At 67.3% G+C, this 20,666-nt stretch carries 16 protein-coding genes; 9 read left to right on the top strand and 7 right to left on the bottom strand.

Annotation, left to right across the window (positions count from 1 at the left end; translation table 11 throughout):
• The first annotated feature begins 74 nt into the window (after window positions 1-74).
• The 4 genes from pcaH to pcaD all read left to right on the top strand — a co-directional run bounded on the left by pcaH (window position 75) and on the right by pcaD (window position 4,068).
• Window positions 75-788, top strand: a complete 714-nt coding sequence (gene pcaH, locus BLQ58_RS10530; protein ID WP_092597465.1) for a protocatechuate 3,4-dioxygenase subunit beta — start codon at window positions 75-77, stop codon at window positions 786-788.
• Window positions 789-792: 4 nt separating this feature from the next.
• Entirely contained in the window at window positions 793-1,362 is a 570-nt protein-coding gene (gene pcaG, locus BLQ58_RS10535; protein ID WP_092597468.1) for a protocatechuate 3,4-dioxygenase subunit alpha, read from the top strand.
• 120 nt (window positions 1,363-1,482) lie between these two features.
• On the top strand, window positions 1,483-2,877 hold the full coding sequence (locus BLQ58_RS10540) for a 3-carboxy-cis,cis-muconate cycloisomerase (RefSeq protein WP_092597471.1): 1,395 nt from the start codon (window positions 1,483-1,485) through the stop codon (window positions 2,875-2,877).
• Window positions 2,878-2,889: 12 nt separating this feature from the next.
• Window positions 2,890-4,068, top strand: a complete 1,179-nt coding sequence (pcaD, locus tag BLQ58_RS10545; protein ID WP_092597474.1) for a bifunctional 3-oxoadipate enol-lactonase/4-carboxymuconolactone decarboxylase PcaDC — start codon at window positions 2,890-2,892, stop codon at window positions 4,066-4,068.
• 24 nt (window positions 4,069-4,092) lie between these two features.
• Here the strand turns inward: pcaD and BLQ58_RS10550 are convergent, their stop codons facing one another.
• On the bottom strand, window positions 4,093-4,986 hold the full coding sequence (locus tag BLQ58_RS10550) for a helix-turn-helix domain-containing protein (RefSeq protein WP_092597477.1): 894 nt from the start codon (window positions 4,984-4,986) through the stop codon (window positions 4,093-4,095).
• Window positions 4,987-5,114: 128 nt separating this feature from the next.
• On the opposite strand from BLQ58_RS10550, the gene pobA reads away from it, so the two are divergent.
• Together pobA and BLQ58_RS10560 are read left to right on the top strand one after the other, a co-directional pair.
• Window positions 5,115-6,311, top strand: coding sequence for a 4-hydroxybenzoate 3-monooxygenase (gene pobA / locus BLQ58_RS10555; protein WP_092597480.1), 1,197 nt, complete (start codon window positions 5,115-5,117; stop codon window positions 6,309-6,311).
• A gap of 129 nt (window positions 6,312-6,440) precedes the next feature.
• Window positions 6,441-9,122: a tannase/feruloyl esterase family alpha/beta hydrolase gene (locus BLQ58_RS10560; protein ID WP_092597483.1), complete on the top strand. Its 2,682-nt coding sequence runs from the start codon at window positions 6,441-6,443 to the stop codon at window positions 9,120-9,122.
• 66 nt (window positions 9,123-9,188) lie between these two features.
• Here the strand turns inward: BLQ58_RS10560 and BLQ58_RS10565 are convergent, their stop codons facing one another.
• Window positions 9,189-10,136, bottom strand: coding sequence for a LysR family transcriptional regulator (locus BLQ58_RS10565; RefSeq protein WP_092597486.1), 948 nt, complete (start codon window positions 10,134-10,136; stop codon window positions 9,189-9,191).
• A gap of 125 nt (window positions 10,137-10,261) precedes the next feature.
• Between BLQ58_RS10565 and BLQ58_RS10570 the strand changes: the two genes are divergently transcribed.
• Both BLQ58_RS10570 and BLQ58_RS10575 read left to right on the top strand, forming a co-directional pair.
• The gene (locus BLQ58_RS10570; protein WP_092598059.1) at window positions 10,262-11,389 is read left to right on the top strand and encodes an alpha/beta fold hydrolase; all 1,128 of its coding nucleotides are present in this window, start codon (window positions 10,262-10,264) and stop codon (window positions 11,387-11,389) included.
• A 112-nt stretch (window positions 11,390-11,501) separates the two neighbouring features.
• Window positions 11,502-12,506: a tripartite tricarboxylate transporter substrate binding protein gene (locus BLQ58_RS10575; RefSeq protein WP_092597489.1), complete on the top strand. Its 1,005-nt coding sequence runs from the start codon at window positions 11,502-11,504 to the stop codon at window positions 12,504-12,506.
• Window positions 12,507-12,704: 198 nt separating this feature from the next.
• On the opposite strand, the gene BLQ58_RS10580 is transcribed toward BLQ58_RS10575, so the two are convergent.
• Window positions 12,705-12,956 carry a hypothetical protein gene (locus BLQ58_RS10580; protein WP_092597492.1) on the bottom strand — a complete coding sequence of 84 codons (252 nt, stop codon included), beginning with the start codon at window positions 12,954-12,956 and terminating at the stop codon, window positions 12,705-12,707.
• A gap of 401 nt (window positions 12,957-13,357) precedes the next feature.
• Here BLQ58_RS10580 and BLQ58_RS10585 point away from each other — a divergent pair, with 401 nt between their 5' ends.
• Window positions 13,358-13,822 carry a BON domain-containing protein gene (locus BLQ58_RS10585; RefSeq protein ID WP_092597495.1) on the top strand — a complete coding sequence of 155 codons (465 nt, stop codon included), beginning with the start codon at window positions 13,358-13,360 and terminating at the stop codon, window positions 13,820-13,822.
• A gap of 164 nt (window positions 13,823-13,986) precedes the next feature.
• On the opposite strand, the gene BLQ58_RS10590 is transcribed toward BLQ58_RS10585, so the two are convergent.
• From BLQ58_RS10590 to ligD, 4 genes are all read right to left on the bottom strand, one after another.
• Window positions 13,987-15,069 (bottom strand): non-homologous end joining protein Ku, encoded by a 1,083-nt coding sequence (locus BLQ58_RS10590; RefSeq protein ID WP_092597498.1) that lies wholly within the window; start codon window positions 15,067-15,069, stop codon window positions 13,987-13,989.
• Between the two features lie 191 nt (window positions 15,070-15,260).
• Complete coding sequence (locus tag BLQ58_RS10595) at window positions 15,261-17,324, bottom strand: response regulator (RefSeq protein WP_092597501.1); 2,064 nt, start codon at window positions 17,322-17,324, stop codon at window positions 15,261-15,263.
• Window positions 17,325-17,521: 197 nt separating this feature from the next.
• Window positions 17,522-17,674 (bottom strand): hypothetical protein, encoded by a 153-nt coding sequence (locus BLQ58_RS29105; protein WP_175459883.1) that lies wholly within the window; start codon window positions 17,672-17,674, stop codon window positions 17,522-17,524.
• Between the two features lie 145 nt (window positions 17,675-17,819).
• Window positions 17,820-20,516 carry a DNA ligase D gene (ligD, locus tag BLQ58_RS10600; RefSeq protein WP_092597504.1) on the bottom strand — a complete coding sequence of 899 codons (2,697 nt, stop codon included), beginning with the start codon at window positions 20,514-20,516 and terminating at the stop codon, window positions 17,820-17,822.
• Window positions 20,517-20,666: the final 150 nt, after the last annotated feature.

A 20,666-nucleotide genomic window follows, 5' to 3' on the forward strand; every position in this document is an offset into this window, starting at 1 on the left:
ATCTCAATTTACATGACTTCTGGCGTTGCATACAGTCCTCCCCATCGATTCACACCTACAACGGAGACAGCGCGATGCCCCACCGCTCCGATCGCCCCGCCCAGTACCGCCGGCCGTACTGGGACACCCAGCCCGAATACCGCTTCGACCCCTATGCCTCGACGCAACTGCGCTCGCCGGCTCAGCCGCTGATCGCGCTGCCGCAGTCGCTGTCCGAAGTCACCGGCCCGACGTTTGGTCCCGAGTTTGTCCGGGAGGGCGACAACGACCTGACCGTCGGCAACGGCGGCGAGCCGATTGGCGAACGCATGCTGGTCACGGGCCGCGTGCTGGACGAAAACGGGCGCCCCGTGCCCAACGCGCTGATCGAGGTCTGGCAGGCCAACGCCGCCGGCCGCTACACGCACAAGCGCGACCAGCACGACGCGCCGCTCGACCCGCATTTTTCCGGCGAAGGCCGCACCATCACCGACGCCAACGGGAACTACCGGTTCAAGACGATCAAGCCGGGCGCCTATCCCTGGCGCAACCACCACAACGCATGGCGGCCGCAGCACATCCATTTTTCGCTGTTCGGCAACGCCTACGCCACGCGGCTGGTCACCCAGATGTATTTCCCGGGAGATCCGCTGCTGGCATACGACCCGATCTTCCAGTGCGTGCCCGACGAGAAGGCGCGCAATCGCCTGGTCGCCACGTTCGACTGGGAAACCACGGCACCCGAGTACGCGCTCGGCTACCGTTTCGATATCGTGCTGCGTGGCCGCGATGCCACGCCGATGGAGTAAGGCCATGCTGTACGCCACCGCATCCCAGACCGTAGGTCCGTACCTGCACATCGGCCTGACCGGCCTGAACTGCGCCGACCTGACCGCCGACGCGCCCGATTTGGCCGCGCAACGCATCGTGATCGAAGGCCGCGTGGTCGATGGTCGCGGCGAGCCCGTGCCCGATGGCATGGTCGAGATCTGGCAGGCCAACCCTGCCGGCCGCTACCGTCATCCCGAAGATGTCCGCGAACTGCCGCTGGTGCCGGGCTTCACCGGCTTCGGCCGTGTGCCCACCGAGGCCGACGGCTCGTTCCGCTTCACCACGGTCAAGCCCGGCGCCGTGCCCGATGGCGACGGGCGTCCGCAGGCGCCGCACATCATGGTGTCGGTCTTCACGCGCGGACTGCTCAAGCATGTGGCCACGCGCATGTACTTCCCCGAGGACACCGCCGCGAACGGCGCCGATGCGGTGCTGTCTCTGGTGCCCGCCGATCGGCGCGACACGCTGATTGCAAGGGCCGAGGGCCAGAACCGCTACCGCTGGGACGTCGTGCTGCAGGGTCCGGGCGAGACGGTGTTCTTCGATATCTGATACGTCGCCATCGTTGCCCGCCTTGCCTGAACGCGGCGCCGGCTCACACCGGTGCCGCGTTTTGCATCACAATCGGCGCATTCCTTGCCGGCAATTCCAACGGTTCGCCCCCAACCGACCATGCCAACGTTTTCCCGCCTGACCGATCCGATGTTCGGCAGCCCCGCCGTGCTCGATATCTTTTCCGACACCGGGACGGTGCGCCGCATGCTCGATGTGGAAGCCGCGCTGGCGCGCGCGGAGGCGCGCTGCGGCGTCATTCCCGAAGCGGCCGCCCGGATCATCGAACAGGTCTGTGCCGCCGAGCCGGCCCAGGTCATCGACTTCGACGCGCTTGCGCAGGCCGCCGCCTCGGCCGGCAACCTGGCGATCCCGTTCGTCAAGCAGTTGACGGCCGCCGTGACCCGGCGCGATGCCGAGGCGGGCCGCTACGTGCACTGGGGCGCCACGAGCCAGGACATCATCGATACGGCGCTGGTGCTGCAGCTTGCCGACGCCTTGCAGGACATCGACGCCGGCCTGCTGGCGCTTGGCGATGCCTGTGCCGCGCAGGCCGTCGCCCATCGTGCCACGCCGATGGTGGCGCGCACCTGGCTGCAGCACGCGCTGCCCACCACGTTTGGCCTGAAGGCCGCCGGCTGGCTCGACGCCTTGCGCCGCGATCTGGCCCGGCTTGACCTGGCGCGCACGCACGGGCGGGCGCTGCAGTTCGGCGGTGCGGCCGGCACGCTGGCCAGCCTGGGCAACGATGCGCCGGCGGTGGCCGCGCAGCTTGCGCAGGTGCTGCAACTCGATCTTCCCGCGCTGCCGTGGCACGCGCACCGCGACCGCATGGTGGAAGTGGCTACCACGCTTGGCATGCTGACCGGCACCCTGGGAAAGATGGCGCGCGATATCTCGCTGCTGATGCAGACTGAAGTGGCAGAGGTGGCGGAGCCATCGGGACCGGGGCGCGGTGGTTCCAGCACGATGCCGCACAAGCGCAACCCCGTGGGCTGCGCAGCGGTGCTGACCGCGGCCGTGCGGGTGCCGCCCCTGGTCGCCACGATGCTGGCCGGCATGACGCAGGAGCACGAGCGCGCGCTCGGCGGCTGGCAGGCCGAGTGGGACACGCTGCCGCAGATCGTCACGCTGGCAGCCGGCGCGTTGCGGCAGATGACCGACGTGGTGGCCGGCCTGCAGGTCGACGCTGCCCGCATGCGCCAGAACCTGGATATCACGCATGGGCTGATCCTTGGCGAAGCCGCCATGCTCGAACTCGGCCGGCGCATCGGCCGGCTGCCCGCCCACCATCTGGTGGAGCAGGCGTCGCGCCGCGCCGTGGCTGATGGCACCACGCTGCGCGACGCGCTGGCGCGCACGCTGGCCGACGATCCATCGCACCAGGGCCTGCTCGACGACGCCACGCTCGACCGGCTCAGCGACCCCGCGCAGTACGCGGGCCAATCCACCAGCTTCGCCGATGCCGCCGTGCAAGCCTGGCGGCACGCGCGGACGCACCGCAACCACGCCTGACTGGAGACAACCTTGCCTTACCTCGATCATGCCGGTGCCCGGCTGTTCTACACCGTCGACGGCCCCGATACCGCGCCCGTCATCATCTTTTCGAACTCGATGGGTACCGACCACACGATGTGGAAGCCGCAGGCCGATGCGCTGGCGGGCCGCTTCCGCGTGGTGCGCCACGACATGCGCGGACACGGCCGGTCATCGACCGAGGCGTCCGAAGCAACGGTTGATGTGCTGGGGCGCGACGTCCTGGCAATCCTGGACGCGCTGCAGGTTGAGCAGGCGGTGTTCTGCGGCCTGTCGATCGGTGGCCTGATTGGCCAATGGCTGGCCGTGAACGCGCCGGGGCGGTTCTCGAAGGTCATCGTCGCGAATACGGCGCCGAAGATCGGCACGGCGGAAGCGTGGAGCGCGCGCATCGACGGCGTCTTGCGCGACGGCATGGCGCCGCTGGTCGATGCGTCGCTGGGCCGCTGGTTCACCGAGACCTTCCGCAATACCGCGGGCGGCGCGCTGGACGACCTGCGCGCGGTGCTGCAGGGACTGGACCCGCGCGGCTACGCGCTGGGGTGCACGGCGCTGCGCGACGCCGACCTGCGCGAGGCCGTCAAGACGATCAAGGTGCCGGTACTGGTGATCGCGGGCAGCGACGATCCGTCGACCACCGCCGCCGAGGGCAGGGCGCTGGCCGATGCCATCCCCGGCGCACGCTATGTCGAGCTGCCGGCCGCGCATCTTTCCAACCGCGAGCAGCCGGGGCGATTCACGGCGGCGCTGCTGGACTTCATCCATGGCCGCCTGCCCGTGACCGATGACCACGCGCGCTACGAGGCGGGGCTGTCGGTGCGACGCGCGGTGCTTGGCAGCGCCCACGTGGACCGTTCGCTGCAGAAACTGACGCCGCTCAACGAGGAATTCCAGAACCTGATCACGCGCTATGCATGGGGCGAGATCTGGACGCGCGAAGGCCTGCCGCGCCATACGCGCAGCCTGGTGACCATCGCGATGATGGTGGCGCTGAACCGTTCGGAGGAACTGAAGCTGCATCTGCGCGCGGCGGCCAACAACGGGGTGACGCGCGACGAGATCAAGGAGGTGCTGCTGCAGACCGCCATCTACTGCGGCGTGCCGGCCGCCAATTCGGCCTTCCATATGGCCGAGGAAGTCTTCGCGGAAGTGGACAGCGCGCGCGCCTGACGCGCGCCGCAGCCGCATCGGGGCTCAGCCTTCCCGCGTGGCGAACGCGGGAAGGCGCGCACGCCCCGATTCGCGGAACGCGGTGGGCGTCTGGCCCGCGAGCCGCGCAAAGAAGCGCGAGAAGTAGCCCGCGTCCGAAAATCCCAGCGTCATGGCGATCTGCTTGATATCGAGATCGCTGAACAGCAGGTCGCGCTGGGCTTCCGCCAGCACGCGTGCGTGAATCAGCTGCAGCGCGCTCTGCCCGGCCAACTGGCGGCAGATGCGGTTGAGCTGGGTGGGCGTGATGCCGATCGTGTCGGCGTAGTACGTCATCTCCTTCTGTTCGCGATAGTCGGTCTCCAGCAGTTGCTGGAACTGCTGGAAATGCCGCGCGGGCCGGCTGCTGGCACGCGTGGTGGCGGGTGCCGATGCCTCGGCAATGCGCGCGATGCCCACCAGCACCAGCGTGAGCAGCGCCGACAGCGCGGCGCCGCGCCAAGGGGCCACCGAGGCCATCTCCATCCTGAACATCGCCAGCGCACTGGCCAGCGGGTGCTTGCGCGCCACGCGCTCGTGGCGCGGATGCTCGAACAGCGGCAGCGTGCCCGGCACACCGGCCAGCAGCGTGCGCAGGTAGCTGTCGGTCATCGTCACGATGATGCCGTCCACATCCGGCGAGAACACGAACCCATGCACATGGTGGGGCGGCACGCAGATCAGCGATCCGCTGGCCAGGCGTTCGCGCCGGCCGTCGAGCAGCGCCTCGCCGCTGCCGCTGTGGATGTACAGAATTTGAAGGAATCGCTCATGCCGGTGGGGTTTGATCTCCCATGCGTAGAGCTGGCTGCGCGACGCGATCGATTCGAAATGGAGCTGGTCCAGCAACGGCTCGGCGGAATTGACGCCGTAGAGCGAATAGGTGGGGACGGTTCTCATGGGGGCGCGCTGCATGCTTCCGGGAATGTTCGGATTTTCACGTTCTTGGTTCGATCTGTCCATTCCGGCCGGGCACGCTAGGCTCTATCGTTGAGGCCAATAACCACATTCCAATCAGGAGACACGCCATGGCCCCCAATGGCTCGCCGCATTCCCGTTCCACCCGCGTTGCCATCGTCGGCGCCGGCCCTGCCGGCCTGCTGCTTGGCCAGTTGCTGACCGTGGCCGGCATCGACAATATCGTCATCGAACAGCGCAGCCCCGAGTACGTGCTGGGCCGCATTCGGGCGGGTATCCTCGAATGCGTGACCGTGGACGCGCTGCGGCGCGCGGGCGTGGATGGGCGCCTGCGCGAGGAAGGATTGGTGCACCACGGCATCGAACTGTCGTTTGGTGGTGCGCGGCACCGGATCGACTTCCACGCGCTGATCGGCCGCGACGTGACCGTGTACGGCCAGACCGAGGTCACGCGCGATCTGATGGCGGCGCGCCGGGCGGCCGGCGTGCCGACCGTCTACGAGGCCCAGGACGTTGCACTGCACGATTTCGATGGCGGCCGTCCGCGCGTGTCGTATCGCAAGGATGGCGTCGAGCACGAGGTGGTCTGCGACTTCATCGCCGGCTGCGACGGATTCCACGGGGTCAGCCGGGCCAGCGTGCCTGAACCGTCGAAGCGGATCTTCGAACGGGTATATCCGTTTGGCTGGCTGGGCGTCCTTTCGGACACGCCGCCCGTGGCCGACGAATTGATCTACGCCAGTCACGAACGAGGCTTTGCGCTGTGCAGCATGCGCTCCAAGCCGCGCAGCCGGTACTACGTGCAGGTGCCGTCGACCGAAAAGCCGCAGGACTGGTCCGATGCACGTTTCTGGGATGAACTGCGCAGCCGGCTGGACCCCCAGGCGGCCGAATCGCTGGTCACGGGCCCCAGCATCGAAAAGAGCATCGCGCCGCTGCGCAGCTTCGTTTGCGAGCCGATGCGATATGGGCGGCTGTTCCTGGCCGGAGACGCCGCGCACATCGTGCCGCCGACCGGTGCCAAGGGCCTGAATCTGGCCGCCAGCGACGTGCTCTATCTGGCTGACGGCTTTATCGCGCACTACCTGCACGACGATTCGCACGAACTCGACCGCTATTCCGCGAAGTGCCTGGGCCGGGTGTGGAAGGCCGAGCGGTTTTCGTGGTGGATGACATCGCTGCTGCACCGCTTTCCCGACGCCGACGATTTTGCGCACCGCATCCAGCAGGCCGAGCTTGAGTACCTGGTCGGCTCCGAGGCTGCGTGCCGGTCGCTGGCGGAAAATTATGTCGGGCTGCCGCGCTGAAGGCTCATATCCATACTTTTGGAATATGAATAGGTAGATTGGCATATATTTTACGTGGCATCACCCCGGTGATACCGTCTCGCTCCAGCATGCCGGCACAAGTACCGGCAGTACTGGAGGAGGCAAACGATGACAACCGGATACAAGGGCTGCCGCCCGGCGTGGCGGCTGGCCGCTGCATTTTCAGTGGCGCTGCTGGTCACCGCCTGCGGCGGCGGCGATGATGCACCCGCCACGGCCGGCACAGGAAATACGGGCAACGCCGGGGTCGGCGGTGACACGGGAACGGCACCGGCCGTCCCGGCGCTCAGTGCGCTGGAGGCCTGCAACGCGCTGAACGGTGCAAGCCTGCCGGCATCGAGCCTGGCCTTGGCTTCGGGCGGCGCCACCGTCAGCAAGGCCACGCTGATCGCGGCCGATGCCACCGGCAACACGCTGGGCGAGTACTGCCAGGTGCGCGGCGCGATTGCGCCGGTCGATGCGTCGGCGTCCAGCATCAACTTCGCCGTCAACCTGCCCACGCAGTGGAATGGCAAGGGCATCCAGTTCGGCGGCGGCGGTTTTGACGGCACGCTGATCGACGGCACCGAGACCGTGCGTTTTGCCTTGCCCGGCGACCCTGCACCGCTGTCGCGCGGCTACGCCACGTGGGGCGACGATTCGGGTCACCAGAGTTCCAGCATCACCGATGGCCGCTTTGCCACCAATGACGAGCAACTGGCCAACTACGGCGGCGACACGCTCAAGAAGACGCACGATGTGGCGATCGCGCTGATCACCCAACGCTATGGCAAGGCGCCGGTGCGCGCGTATTTCCTCGGCACCTCGACGGGAGGCCGCGATGCGCTGAGCTATATCCAGCGATGGCCGGCGGACTACGCTGGCGTGATCGCCAATGAGCCCGCGCTCAACTACACGGGTACGCGGCTGTCAAACGTGGCCGTGGGCCGGGCGCTGTACCTCAATGGCGGCGCAGGCTGGCTCAATATCAACAAGACGCTGATGGTGCAGAAGGCGGCCATGGATGCGTGCGACACGCTCGACGGCGTGGCCGACAAGGTCGTGAGCAATGTGGAAGGCTGCCGCGTGGGCGCCATGCAGGTGCTGGCCGGCCTGCGTTGTGCGGGCGGCGCCGATACCGGCGACACCTGCCTGTCCGATGCGCAGATCGCCACGGTCAAGACCATCGAGCAGCCGCTGCAGCTCGGCTATCCGCTGGCCAATGGCGTGACGGTTGCCGGCGGCTACAACCTCATGGAAGGCGCGCTGGTGGCGGGGCCGTTCACCACGCGCGACCTCGGCACGCGGGCGGTGCCTGGCAATCCGGCCACCACGGCCGACGCCAACATGTACGTGACCGGCGACCAGTGGGTCAAATACTTCGTCACCCGCAATGCCACGTTCGACGCGCTGACCTTCGATCCGGCCAGCCCGGGTAGCTGGACGTCGCGCGTGCAGGCCGTGTCGGCGCTGACCGACGCCACGAACCCCGACCTGTCCGCGTTCCTGGCCAGGGGCGGCCGGCTGATCATGCTGCACGGTCTGGCCGACGAGGTCATCAGCCCGAATTCCACCATCGCGTGGTACAAGGCCGTCATCGCGCGGGTGGGGCAGGCGGCCGTGGACCAGGGCATCCGGTTCTACACCGTACCCGGCATGGGCCACGGTACGGGCAGCTTCCTGCCAGCGTGGAATTCGCTGACCGCACTCGAAAACTGGGTCGAGATGGGCGTGGCGCCGGGCACCCGTGAAGTGATGGACACCAACGCGGGCACCTACGGCCGCACGCGGCCACTGTGCCAGTACCCGTCGTGGCCCAAGTACAAGGGCACCGGCAGCGCCGACGCGGCCATCAACTACACGTGCGAAGGCGCTTCGGGCATCGTGCAGTCCTGCCTGAACCTGCCGTCGGTGGCCACCACCTGGAAGGGCGGCAACACCAACGGCGAGGAATTGTCGGTCCGCATCGATCCCGCCACGCTCAAGTACACGGTGACGATCGATGCCAGCGCCCAGCGTGCGGCCAGCACCGTGCTGAGCGGACAGCTCGTCTCGCAGGGTGGCTGCACGTACGCCAGCGACGAAAATGGCGCGCAGTTCTCGTTGACCGGAGGCGGTGTGCTGGCGGGCGGCGTCAAGCCGGTATCGGGCGGCGGTTTCCTGCCGCTGGTGGCGTTCCAGACCGTCTCTGCCGACTACAAGGCGGTGGCCGATATCTACAACGTCAACGGTATCCAGACGGCCGTCGCAGACGGATCGGTCACGGTGCGAAATGGCTCGGCGCGGCTGCGGTCGTCGGCGGCCACCTGGCAGACGTGCGCGGCCACGGCCAGCGGCGGCTATATCGTCTATGACGCGGCCTGCACGAACACGACCAAGGGCTACATCGTATGGAACGCTGCGCGCAACGCGTTCGATTACTTCGTGGGCGGCACCATCGCGGCGGGCGATGGCGTGTTGAGCGGGTCGCTGATCAGCGGCATGGTCAATGGTGCGCCGGTACCGGTGCTCCTGACGCGGTCGGCCACAGCGTACGGCATGAACATCTACGCCCAGCAATCGACGGCGGGCCTGGCGACCGGCGCGGCCGATGGTGCCTATCGCGTGATGGCCACCACCGGCGAACAGGTCAATGCCGCCCTGAACGGCACGAGCATCGTGCGTAACGGAGCGTCGGGCGCGCTGGCCTACAACAGTCCGGTGCCAGGCGTGATCGGAGCAACGGGTGGGGTGGTGGCGTCCTACCTGTACAACAGCGGCCTGCTGATCGGCACGGCCGCCGGGCGTTTCGAGATCGGGTTGCTGCACTGACGCCCGCCGCGCTGCCAAGGGACCGCCCCTGTGCTCGCGGGGGAGTGGGGCGATCCCGGCTGGCAGCTATTCTTCGTCCTGCGATTTCTTGCGATGGCGCGTGGCGATGCGGTGGGTCAGTGCCACCAGCGCCGTCAGCGCGGCGTCATCCTGGCCCTCGCGGTAGCCGAGCGTCAGCGGCGCGCGAAGCCGGTCGGCCTCGACCATCCGGCAGTAGGCCACGCCGTGACGGTTCAGGCCGGCCATCGATGCCGGCACCACACTGACGCCAGCGCCGGCCGCCACGAGATTCAGGTTGGTCAGCATCCGTTCGACTTCTGCGCCGATGCGCGGCGTGAAGCCCAGGGCCTCGCATTCGCGCAGCAGGTCGCCGTACATGCCCGGTGCGCCCGGTCGCCGCACCAGGATGAACGGATCGGATGCCAGCTCGCTCAGCGACACAGGTGCCGCAGCGTTCTGCCCGCGCAAGGCACGGCGCCGCAGCAGGGCGTGATCGAGCGGCAACGCAATCACCATCTCCTCTTCCAGCAACAGGTCGAAGCGCACGCCCTCGGGATGCAGTACCGGCGCGCGCAGCAGGGCGGCGTTCAGCGTGCCGTCGGCAAGCCGTTCGATCGCTTCCGCCGCGTTGCATTCGGTCAGGGACAGCGCCACACGCGGAAAGTGCCGGCGGCATGCCCGCAGTACTTCGGGCGTGAGCTTGTGCGCGGCCGCGGAACTGGTGAAGCCGATGGCCAGGGCGCCTTCGTCTCCCCGCGCCATGCGCTGCATGCGTGCGCGCATCTGATCGATCCGGGCGAACAGGTCCACCGCATCGGCATGGAGCGCAGTGCCGGCAGGCGTCAGCGCCACGCCGCGCGGCAGCCGTTCGAACAGGGTCACGCCGAGTTCCGCTTCCAGCACCTTGAGCTGCTGCGAAAGAGGAGGCTGCTGGATGCCGAGCTGTTCGGCGGCGCGCGTGACGGAACGGGTCTCCGCCACGGCCAGGAAGTAACGCAGGTGTCTCAGCTCCATCGATATATATCCAAGAAATATGGAAGTCTTGTGATGCATATATTTTACGTGCGGCCGGCATGGTCGTAGTATTGGCGTTTCGCCCGATGCGCGCGGGCGGCCAGAACATCAAAGGAGACACCTTCATGCGCCGCATTACGCAATATTTGCCCGTCATCGCCGTGGTCGCGGCGGGCGCGGTGCTGGCCGGTTGTGCCGGCCAGACCGGCACAACGGCGGCCACGGCGGCCACGGCTGCCACACCGGGCGCGGCCGCGGTCAAGCCGCAATGGCAGCGCGTGCACCTGGGCAAAGGGGCGGGCTATGACTTCCCGGTCTATGCGAATCACGCGCTCAATGGCGACCTGCGCGCGATCCGGGAGGTGGTATTCGTCCAGCATGGCTTGCAGCGCAATGGCGACGACTATTACGACGCTGGCGCAGGCTTGTTGAAGGCCAGCGGCCGGAACCCCGACGAGGTGCTGCTGGTGGCGCCCAATTTCCCGGGCACGCCCGACGCCGCCAAGCATTTCGACAACATGCCGGTGTGGACCGTGCAGGGCTGGATCGGCGGCGACGACGCGGTGTCCGGCCCCGGCGCCGGCGTCAGTTCGCTGCAGGTGCTCGACGATCTGCTGGCCTTCGTCACCGACAGGCAGCGCCTGCCGATGGTGCGCCAGGTCACCGTGGCCGGCCATTCGGGCGGGGCGCAGATCGTGCATCGGTATGCCGTGCTGAACAACGTGGACGAAAAGGTGCGGGCGTCCGGCATCGACCTGCGCTACGTCGTGGCCAATCCGTCGTCCTATCTGTACTTCACGCCGGATCGCCCGGTGGCGCCTGACTACCGCCGCTTCGCGCCATACAGCGCCAGTACCTGCGCCGACTACGACAAGTACCGCTATGGCATGCGCGACATGGTGGCTTACGCGCGCGGCGCCGATGGCATGACGCTTTATCGGCGCTACATGCAGCGCCAGGTCACTTACATGGTGGGCAGCGACGACAACGATCCGAACCATCGGGTGCTGGACAAGGCTTGCGGCGCTGAAGCGGAAGGCCCCACGCGCCTGCAGCGGGCACGCGCTTACTGGCGCTACGAGCAGGTGCTGGCCGCGCCGGGGCAGGCCAGCGCGCACCGGTCGTTCGAGGTGGTGGGCGTGGGGCATGACCAGGCCCGCATGTTTGGTTCGCAGTGCGGCGCGCAGGCGGTCTTCGGCATGGACCCCGCAGTCAACGGGAAGGGGGCGGCCTGTCGCGCCCCGCAGCAGTGAGATGACGGGCGCTCGGACACGTTGACGTCGTCCGGGCGGGTTTGTCCCGGCGGCGGACGTTGGCCGGCGGTGCTACGATGCCGCAGTTTTCCCGATTCGTGCCGCCGCCTTCATGTCAGTTCCCGCTCGCCGGCGCGTCACCGCGGCATTGCTGGCCATGCCGTTCGCGCGTCCCTGGCGGCCTGCCGCCGCTGCCCCGTTCCCGTCTCACGTTCCGCCCCTGCATCTATTGGTAGGCTATGCCGCCGGTGGCGGTGCGGACCACGTCGCACGCATCGTGGCGGACAGTCTTGGCGGCGACGGCGAGCCCACGATCGTCGACAATCGACCGGGCGCCTCCGGCCAGATTGCGATGCACGAAGCCGCACGCGCCGGCGCCGACCGCCAGACGCTGCTGCTGGGCACGGTCGGCTCCGTTAGTATCGGGCCGCTGCTGGCCAGCAGCCCCGAGGCGCCGGCGCGCCAACTACAACCGCTGGCGATCGTTGCCAGCACGCCTCACGTGTTGCTGATGGCTGGCGACGGCACACACGCGCAGCCGGAGCAGGCACGCGCGACGTTGCAACGCCTGCTCGACGATGCGCGGCAACGTCCCGGCGAAATCGCCTATGCCTCGCTTGGCATTCATTCCAGCGCTCATCTGGTGGGTGAACTGATGTGCCGGCAGGCCGGCGTTTCCCTGGCACATGTTCCGTATCCCGGCAGCGCGCGTGCGCTGGTGGACTTGCAGGGCGGACACGTGGCTGTGCTCGTCAGTACGCTGCAGGCCGCGTTGCCACTGATGCGGCAGGGCCGCGTGCGTGCCCTGGCGGTGACGGGCAGGGTGCGAAGTCCGCTGGCGCCGGCGGTCCCGACATTCGCCGAAGCGGGCATCGTCGGCATGCAGCAAGACGCCTGGTATGGCGTGCTGGCGTCTCCTGGCGTGCCAGAGGCACGCCGCATCGCGTTGTCAGCACGACTGACCCGACTGCTGCGCGAGCCATCGCTGCGGCAGCGCCTGGCACAGGACGGCGCCGAGCCGCTGAGCCTGACCGGCCGTCAGGCCATCGACTATCTCGACCAGCAGCGCGAAGTGTGGCGCCAAGCGTTGGCGGTGGTGTCGGGCCGGCTGGGCTGAGCGGAGGGTGCAAGCGTGTAGCATCGGTCGGCCACTCCGATACGCCTGGCCAACTCGAACGAAAGACGCCGGAACATCCATGGCGGATGTTCCGGCGCGGGACCCCGTTTGCATGAGGCCACGTCCTGACTTCAGACGTGGTGTGACAACCGTGGAGATGTCACTGCGGGGCCCGGAAAGGTGAGGAAGTCGGCAGTATTACTGCTGACGGTTCTTCTGCTGCTGGGAACCTTGCTGCGATCCCTGCTGGCTGCCTGTGCCGCTTTGCTGCTGGTGCTGGCCCGAGCTCTTGTCCTGGTTGCCCATCTGACCACCACCCTGCTGGCGTTGCTGATCCTGGCTACCTTGCTGCTGGTTGCCGCGCTGGCCGCCTTGCTGCTCCTGCTGCCTTTGTCCCGATTGGGATTGGCCACCTTGCTGTCCGGATTGGCTACCTTGCTGCTGTCCCATTGCTGTCTCCAAGTCCAAGTCGCGGCGGGCTGCCGCATGGATAAAGCAGCAATCCGCGTGCCACGCATCAAAGTCGGGGGTATGGCATCTGTCAGACATACAGGTAGCCCATGCGAGACATCGGATGTGCCGCGATTTACAACGCATGCAGGCTTTTCACGCGAGAAGGGCGGCACGGGCTCCAAGACCTCTACCGACGTGGGCGCATGCTCTTGGGGATCAGCCTGCCGTACGGACTTCGGTAAAAGACATGTCGGCCCGGCCGGGTCTTTGGAACGCTCCTTGCAGAGTCATGGGTAAGGTGCCGGTTACCGTGCAAGCGTTCAAAGCGCCAGGCGCGCTGCCTACGTGGTTTCGGCATTCGTCCCTCTGTGATTGATACGCTGACAAGGAGAGTGCACATGAAAATCGTACCCAAGCTTCGCATTGCCCTGACGATTGCTGCGGTCGCTGCCGCAGGCGGCGCCCACGCCCTCGACAACGGCGGCTACATGAAGGTTGCCGATACGAACACGACGAGCGGATCGGCGATGCATCCCGCCCCGGCCAACAATGCGTCGGGCATGCCCAGCCGTACCGAGGGCGACCGCACGACCGGGGCCACGACCGAATCCAGGACGGACGCCGGCGCGGACAATGCCAAGCAGGCCGTGACGGACGGGGCCCTGACAACGAAGATCAAGACCAAGCTGCTGGCGACGAAGGATCTGAAGTCCACCGGCATCCACGTCAAGACCAAGGATCGGGTGGTGAACCTGACCGGTTCGGTGCCAAGCGCCGAACAGAAGCAGATGGCGCTGGAGACGGTGAAGTCGGTGGAAGGCGTGGATTCCGTGAATGACAACCTGAAGGTGTCGTCACGCTAAGGCAGGCAGGTGTTGCCGTCCGAGGTCAATACTAACGGTTGATGATGCGCGGCGACCCAGGTCGCCACTGCGCTGAGCCGCGACTCTCCCACGTGTCGCGGCTCTTTTTCGTGTGCGCCGGGCAGCGTTGTCCGTGCGGCGACGTGCTTCACGGATGCACGTGATCAGGCGGCCCTGCGGGTGGTGGTGCGTGCGGGGGCCTTGACCGTTTTCTTCGCGGTTGCCTTGCGCGCGGGGGTCTTCTTGGCGGTGCTAGCGGTGCTGGCGCTGCGCTTGCCGCTGGCAGACGACTTTGACGCGGCCTTCTTGGCTGCTGGCCGCCTGGTGGTGCCCGCTTTGCGGTCGCCAGCTGCCCCGCGTCTGACGGCCTTCTTTTTTGGCGCTGCGGTAGCGGCTTCGGCGGGCTCGCCCTCATCGGCTGACGTCGCGTCAGCGGGTGCGCCGCGCTTGCCCCGTTGCCCCAGGCTCTGCTTGAGCAGCGCCATCATGTCGATCACCTTGGCACCCTTGCGGGCGGGCGCGGCGGTCTCGTCGGCCGCGGACGTCAGCAGATGCGTCTTGCCGGCCTTGACCCGGGCCTGAATGCGGGCCAGCAAGTCCTCGCGATAGGTGTCGTGGTATTGCTCGGGTTTGAAGTCCTCGCTCATGTCTTCCACGAGCCTGGTCGCCATCTGTACCTCTCGGGCGCTGGCGGCGTGCTTCTTGCCGCCGGGCAGGCTCAGGTCGGCCACCGGCACCACTTCGTCCGCGAAGCGCATCGTGTTCAGCACCAGCGCCTTGCCTGCGACCAGTAATGCCGCCAGATGCTGGCGGTTGCGCAGCACCACCAGCGCCAGGGCCGCGCGTCCTGTCTTGCGCATGGTTTCGTGCAGCAGTGCATAGCCGCGTTCGCCGCGCTTGTCCGGTTCCAGGTAGTAGGGGGTGTCGAAAAAATAAGGCGGGATCGCGGCGGCGTCGACAAAGCTGACGATATCCACCGTCTGCGTGGCTTCGACGTTGGCCTGCCTGAAGTCCTCGTCAGTCAGAACGACGTACTCGTCCTTTTCGTACTCGTAGCCCTTGACGATGTCGTCGCGCTCCACCGGCTTGCCGGTGTGCTTGTTGATGCGCTGATAGCCCACCGGCGCCATGTCGCGCTTGTCCAGCAGGTCGAGATCCAGCGAATGCGTACGTGACGCAGGCTTGACCGATATGGGGATGTTCACCAGCCCGAAGCTGATGGCGCCCTTCCAGATCGCGCGCGACATGGCGGGTCAGCCGATCACGCCGCTCGGTGCGCACGCTGCGGCGGCGGAGGGGGCAAGTCGCCCGGAGGTGGATCGTTGACCGGCTCCGGCGTCGTGTCGGGCGGCTCCGGCGGCGGTGTTTCCGGCTTCGGCGGCGTGATATCCGGTTCGGGTGTGATATGCATTGCGGTCCTTGTGCGGGCGCTTGCCCCTCAGGCGTCGAGTTCCTCGAGCAGGCGCGTCAGTGCGTTGAGATCCGCTGGCTTCACCAGATGCAGGTCGAAGCCGGCGGCACGGGTACGGCGCCGGTCGTCGGGCTGGCCGAATCCGGTCAGCGCCACCAGCCGGGCATTGCGCAATTCGGGAATCTCGCGCAGCCGCCTGGCGGTTTCGAAGCCGTCCATGGTCGGCATGCCCAGATCCAGGAGGACGACGTCCGGTCGCACGCTGGCGGCGCACGCGATGGCGCTCTGGCCGTCGGGCGCGGTGACCACGGTGTGGCCCAGCGTTTCCAGCGTCATCGTCATGGCCTCGAGGGCGTCGATGTTGTCATCCACGAGCATGATCGTGTGCGCGGCCGTGGGGGCCACGCGGGTCTTGCCGCTGGTCGGATGCCAGGTCTGCCAGGGTTCCACCGGCAGTTCGACGATGAAGGTACTGCCAAGGTTCCGGCCCGGGCTTTCGGCGCTGATGCGTCCGCCGTGCAGCGTTACCAGCTTCTGGACCAGCGTCAGGCCGATGCCGGCGCCTTCTCGCGCGGCAAAGGCATCGGGGTCCGTGATGCCCGGATGCTCATCTTCGGGCTGGGCCTGCTGCATTGGCTGAGCGGGCTGCTGCGTCTCGCGTTCGGCGGCCGGCCGGTCATCGTGTTCGCTGGCACCGTGTGCGCCCGCGTCGCCGCCGCCCGCGCCCGGCGCGAGCGGGTCGAACAGCTGGCGTTGCATGTCTGGCGAGAGCCCGTTGCCGTTGTCGCGCACGCGCACTACGACCTTGCCGTCGGAGGCCGTGGCTTCGACGGCGATCTGGCCGCCTTCGGGCGTGAACTTGGCCGCGTTGTGCAGCAGGTTGGCAAAGATCTGCGTGAGCCGCACCATATCGCCCCGCACGGGCAGCGGTTGCTCCGGCAGCGCCAGGCGCAGCGTGTGGCGGCGCGATTCCAGCAGCGGACGCACGGTTTCCACCGCCGTGTTCAGCGCGCCGCGCAGTTCCACCAGATCGCGGCGCAGGGTGATCTTGCCCTGGTTGAAGCGCGACACATCGAGCAGTTCGTCCACCAGGCGGGTGAGGTGATGCAACTGCCGGCTGATGATGTCGCGCGCCCGGAACATGTCTTCGCGGCTTGGAGAAAACTGCTGGAGCAGGTCTACGGCGCTGCGCATCGGCGCCAGCGGGTTGCGCAGTTCGTGCGCCAGCATGGCCAGGAATTCGTCCTTGCGGCGCTCTTCGTTATGCAGCGTGCGCTCGGCGCGGTTGTGGCGCGTGACGTCCTGGCAGATACCGGCCACGCGCAGGCATCGCCCATCGGCGCCGCGTACCGGGAACGCCCGCATATGCACTTCGCGGATCTCGCCGTTCGGCCGTTCGAGCTGGAATTCCGAATCCAGGCGGCCGTCACGCAGCATGCTTTCCCATTCGACTTCCAGGCGCGCGCGATCGTCGGGGGTCACCCACTTCAGCCAGCAGGTGGGGTCGTGCTTGACCGAATCCGCCGGGCGGCCCCACAAGGCCTCGAAGGACGGGCTCACGAACAGGAAGCGGTGTGCCGCGGGATCGATGATCCAGACCACATCGGCGAAGGCCTCGGCCAGCTGGCGGAACAGGTCTTCGTTCTCGTGCAGCGCCTGGGAAGTGCGCCGGAAGGCATCCTCGGCCCCGCGCATGCGCAGCAGCGCGTTGATGTTCGACACCAGTTCCTCGGGCTCCACCGGCTCCACCAGAAAGCTGTCCGCGCCGCCGTCCAGCGCCTGCACGCGGCGATGCGAGTCCGTCACGCCGGGCGATGTCAGCAGCACCATGGTCCGGGCGGTCTGCGGATCGCTCTTGATCAGGCGGCATACGTCGAGGCCATCGATGTCGGAAAGCGGTCCCGCGAGCAGTACCAGGTCGGGTGCGTGCTGGCGAACCAATGACAGCGCGGCCTGGCCGTCGGATGCCTCAAGCACGGCGAAGTCGGCGCGGTTCAGGATACGGCTCTTGACGTAGCGCGGCCCCTCGCGGCCCTCGACATTGAGGACTAGCGGTCGACGCGTCGGGTGGTGGGCAGGCGTGGCATTCATGGCTGACAGGCGGCAGACAACGCCGCTTTGGCTTTGATAATGGCAAAGACCGGTGCGCTCAGGGCACGGCACGGCGTAACCTGGACCGCTGCGGCGTTCCCAGGTGGCGCCGACCTATCCTGATTTGTAATTTTTACCTTCATTCCGCCCATATCGGTTGTATTTATGACATTTGCGCGTTGCGCGTCCCGCAGAAGTCAACGGCCCGGCGCGTGCACGGGCAGCCACGAACCGGCAGCGCGAGCATCGGCCGGGGAAGCCAGCAAATAAGCCAGTGCCAGCATCAGCACGCCGATCAGGGCACGCTGCCAGAATTCGCTCGAATACCAGGGATCGGGGTCTTGTCTCATCGTTTTTCGTTCCGCCCCGGGCGGCTACAGGCCCAGGTTCTGGGTGCAGTGTGGCAAGAACCGTGCCGCAGATGGCGCGATGGCTGACAGACGGACGCCGACAGGGTGCCGGGCGGTGTGGCGCGGGGACTGCGTGTGGCGCGTCTCAGGCGGCGTCGAGCCGCTTGCGGGCCTGGGTGAGGGTCTGGCGAACCTTGTCGTGGCCAGCCCAGGGATCATGGCGCGCCAGTTCGTCGAGGCGTTCTCCCACGTTGGCGATCGTCCACTGCGCGGCGCCCGTCAGGTCGTCCAGTTCATCCCAGCTCACCGGAATGGACACCCCGAGGCCGGGACGCGCCCGCGCCGAGAAGGCTGCCGCCGTGGTAGCGCCGACACCGTTGCGCAGGTAATCGATGAAAATCTTGCCAACCCGGTTGCGCGGACCGCTCTTTGCCACAAAGCGTTCGGGGATCGTCCGGGCCATGTGCGTCACCGCGTCCTGCGCGAAGTCGCGCACGGCATCCCAGCCCGCGCGCGCGGACAGCGGCACCACCACATGCAGCCCCTTGCCGCCGCTTGTTTTCAGGAAGCTCTGCAGCGACAGCGCGTCGAGCAGTGCCTTGACCAGGCTGGCCGCCTCCTGGATCTCGCGCCAGCTGACGCCTTCGCCCGGGTCGATGTCGAAGACGATCTGGTCGGGCTTGTCGATGTTGCGCGCCCTGGCATTCCAGGTGTGGAATTCCACGACGTTCAACTGCGCGGCTTCGACGATGGCGGCCGCCGAGGTAATTTCCAGCAGGGGCGGATGGCCCGGCCAAAGTTCGGGGTCCAGGGCCGTGACGCCTTTCACGTGCAGCGTGTAGCCATGGCGCTGGAAGAACTGCTCGCTATCGATGCCGGCCGGCGCGCGAACCAGCGCCAGCGGACGCCCGCGCAGGAACGGCAGCATCAGGTCGGCGGCGTGGGCGTAGTAGCCAACCAGATCGCCCTTGGTCAGCCCGGTGGACTTGTCGATCACGCGGTCGGCATGGCTGACCACGACATTGCCGATGGCGGCGCGGGTGGCCCGCGTTGTGCCCGTCTTTGCGGCGGCCTTCGTTCCGGCCTTGGCGGCGGTTTTTGCGGTGGCTTTCACGGCAGTCTTTTCCGAGGGCGTACGGTTCGATGCATCCGCCTTCGCGGGCACCTCCAGCGTGACGGTGGCGGCCGGCTTGTCGGTGCGCAGGGCGTGGAACACGGAATGGCGGATGCGGCCTTCGCGGGTCCAGGCGCCGAAGGTCACCTCGGCCACCAGCCTGGGCTTGACCCAATGGCCCTTGATGCCGCGCGGCAGCGGGTCGAACGGCGTGTCGTCCGTGCGCAGCGGTTCCAGCTGCTTGCGCAGCGCATCGAGCATCGCCGTGTCGAAGCCGGTGCCGACATTGCCGACATAGCGCAGTTTGCCGTCGGCATCATGCACGCCGAGCAGCAGCGATCCCAGTCCACTGCGGCTGCCCTTGGGGTCGGTGTAGCCGCCGATCACGAATTCCTGCCGGTTCTGGCATTTGAGCTTGATCCACGACGGCGCGCGTGAACTCACGTAGGGCGCGTCCACGCGCTTGCCGATGATGCCTTCGAGTTTCATGCGGCACGCCGCATCGAGCATGTCGGCCGGGTCGCCTTCGAAGTTGTCGCTGAAGCGCACGCGGCCCGACGTGTGACCGGCCAGCAGCCCGTGCAGCAAGGCCCGTCGCTCGGCCAGCGGCACCGCGCGGAGGTCGTGCCCGGCAAACCAGGGCAGGTCGAACGCGTAGAACTGGATCGATTCGGCATGCGCGGTTTCGAAGGCGTTCTGCAGCGCCTGAAAGTCGGTGATGCCGTGCTTGTCCACCACGACGATCTCGCCGTCGAGCCATCCGTCCGGCCAGCCCAGTGCGGCGATCTCGGCCGCGAGCGGGCGCAGTTTCGCGGTCCAGTCGTTGCCATTGCGCGTGAACAGCCGTACATCGGCGCCATCGATGCGCGCCACGATGCGGTAGCCATCGAACTTGATCTCGTATTGCCATCGGCTGGGGTCGGCGGGCGGCTGATCGACCAGTGTGGCCAGCTGGGGCGCCAGCGCCAGGGGCAGGGCAGCCTTCCTGGCGCCCGCTGGCAGCGCGGGCATCCCGCTGCCATCCTTGCCGCCTTTGCTGCCCGTCTTCGACGTCTTTTTCGAGGCTTGCTTGTCCTTCCCGGTAGCGGTCTGGTTCGTGGGCGCCTTCGCCGTGCCGGCCAGCACGCTGTCGGGCATGGCATCCACCACGTCGAACTCCGACGCGGGCCGCGCGTATTCGTCGCGCTCCTTGATCAGCAGCCACGCGTTGTCGTCGCGCGCCTTCCTGCCGCCCATGCGTACAAGCGTCCAGTGGCCCTGCAGCTTTTCACCACGCAGTTCGAACTTGAGCTTGCCGTCCCGATAGCCGGCCTCAGGGTCCGTATCGGGAATCCACTCGCCGCGATCCCAGACGATCACCGTGCCCGCACCGTAGTGGCCGGCGGGGATGACCCCCTCGAAATCGGCGTAATCGAGCGGATGGTCTTCCACGTGCACGGCCATGCGCTTGTCGGCCGGATCGTAGCTGGGCCCCTTTGGCACGGCCCAGCTCTTGAGCGTGCCGTCCAGTTCCAGCCGGAAGTCGTAGTGCAGGCGCCGCGCCGCATGCTTCTGGATGACAAACGCATGGGCGCCGCTGCGACTGGCGGACTTGCTGGCCTTCGCCGCCTTCGTGGTCCCGGGGGCTCGCTTGCCGCTCGGCTCCGGCGTGGCCGCGAAGTCGCGCTTGCGCTGGTACTTGCCCAGCGGGGCGTCTGATGGGTCGGGGGCTGCAGCGGACTTGGCCATGGGACGGAATCTGAGGCGGTGGAGTCATTTCAGCTTATGCAGCGCGCCCCACGCGCGAAAGCGGGAGCCGTCCTACAACGGGGGGCGGATTTTTCCCGGGGTTGTTTCCGGGTTTGTAATTCCTGACCGGGCTTGCTGCGCCGCACATTG

It is taken from the genome of Ralstonia sp. 25mfcol4.1 (assembly GCF_900104095.1).
In the GTDB taxonomy this organism is placed as follows: Bacteria; Pseudomonadota; Gammaproteobacteria; order Burkholderiales; family Burkholderiaceae; genus Cupriavidus.

Coding starts and splice junctions, on each gene's coding strand:
- pcaH (WP_092597465.1), top strand. CDS start 75: ATGCCCCACCGCTCCGATCGCCCCGCCCAGTACCGCCGGCCGTACTGG.
- pcaG (WP_092597468.1), top strand. CDS start 793: ATGCTGTACGCCACCGCATCCCAGACCGTAGGTCCGTACCTGCACATC.
- BLQ58_RS10540 (WP_092597471.1), top strand. CDS start 1,483: ATGCCAACGTTTTCCCGCCTGACCGATCCGATGTTCGGCAGCCCCGCC.
- BLQ58_RS10550 (WP_092597477.1), bottom strand. CDS start 4,986: ATGAGAACCGTCCCCACCTATTCGCTCTACGGCGTCAATTCCGCCGAG.
- pobA (WP_092597480.1), top strand. CDS start 5,115: ATGGCCCCCAATGGCTCGCCGCATTCCCGTTCCACCCGCGTTGCCATC.
- BLQ58_RS10560 (WP_092597483.1), top strand. CDS start 6,441: ATGACAACCGGATACAAGGGCTGCCGCCCGGCGTGGCGGCTGGCCGCT.
- BLQ58_RS10565 (WP_092597486.1), bottom strand. CDS start 10,136: ATGGAGCTGAGACACCTGCGTTACTTCCTGGCCGTGGCGGAGACCCGT.
- BLQ58_RS10570 (WP_092598059.1), top strand. CDS start 10,262: ATGCGCCGCATTACGCAATATTTGCCCGTCATCGCCGTGGTCGCGGCG.
- BLQ58_RS10575 (WP_092597489.1), top strand. CDS start 11,502: ATGTCAGTTCCCGCTCGCCGGCGCGTCACCGCGGCATTGCTGGCCATG.
- BLQ58_RS10580 (WP_092597492.1), bottom strand. CDS start 12,956: ATGGGACAGCAGCAAGGTAGCCAATCCGGACAGCAAGGTGGCCAATCC.
- BLQ58_RS10585 (WP_092597495.1), top strand. CDS start 13,358: ATGAAAATCGTACCCAAGCTTCGCATTGCCCTGACGATTGCTGCGGTC.
- BLQ58_RS10590 (WP_092597498.1), bottom strand. CDS start 15,069: ATGTCGCGCGCGATCTGGAAGGGCGCCATCAGCTTCGGGCTGGTGAAC.
- BLQ58_RS10595 (WP_092597501.1), bottom strand. CDS start 17,324: ATGAATGCCACGCCTGCCCACCACCCGACGCGTCGACCGCTAGTCCTC.
- BLQ58_RS29105 (WP_175459883.1), bottom strand. CDS start 17,674: ATGAGACAAGACCCCGATCCCTGGTATTCGAGCGAATTCTGGCAGCGT.
- ligD (WP_092597504.1), bottom strand. CDS start 20,516: ATGGCCAAGTCCGCTGCAGCCCCCGACCCATCAGACGCCCCGCTGGGC.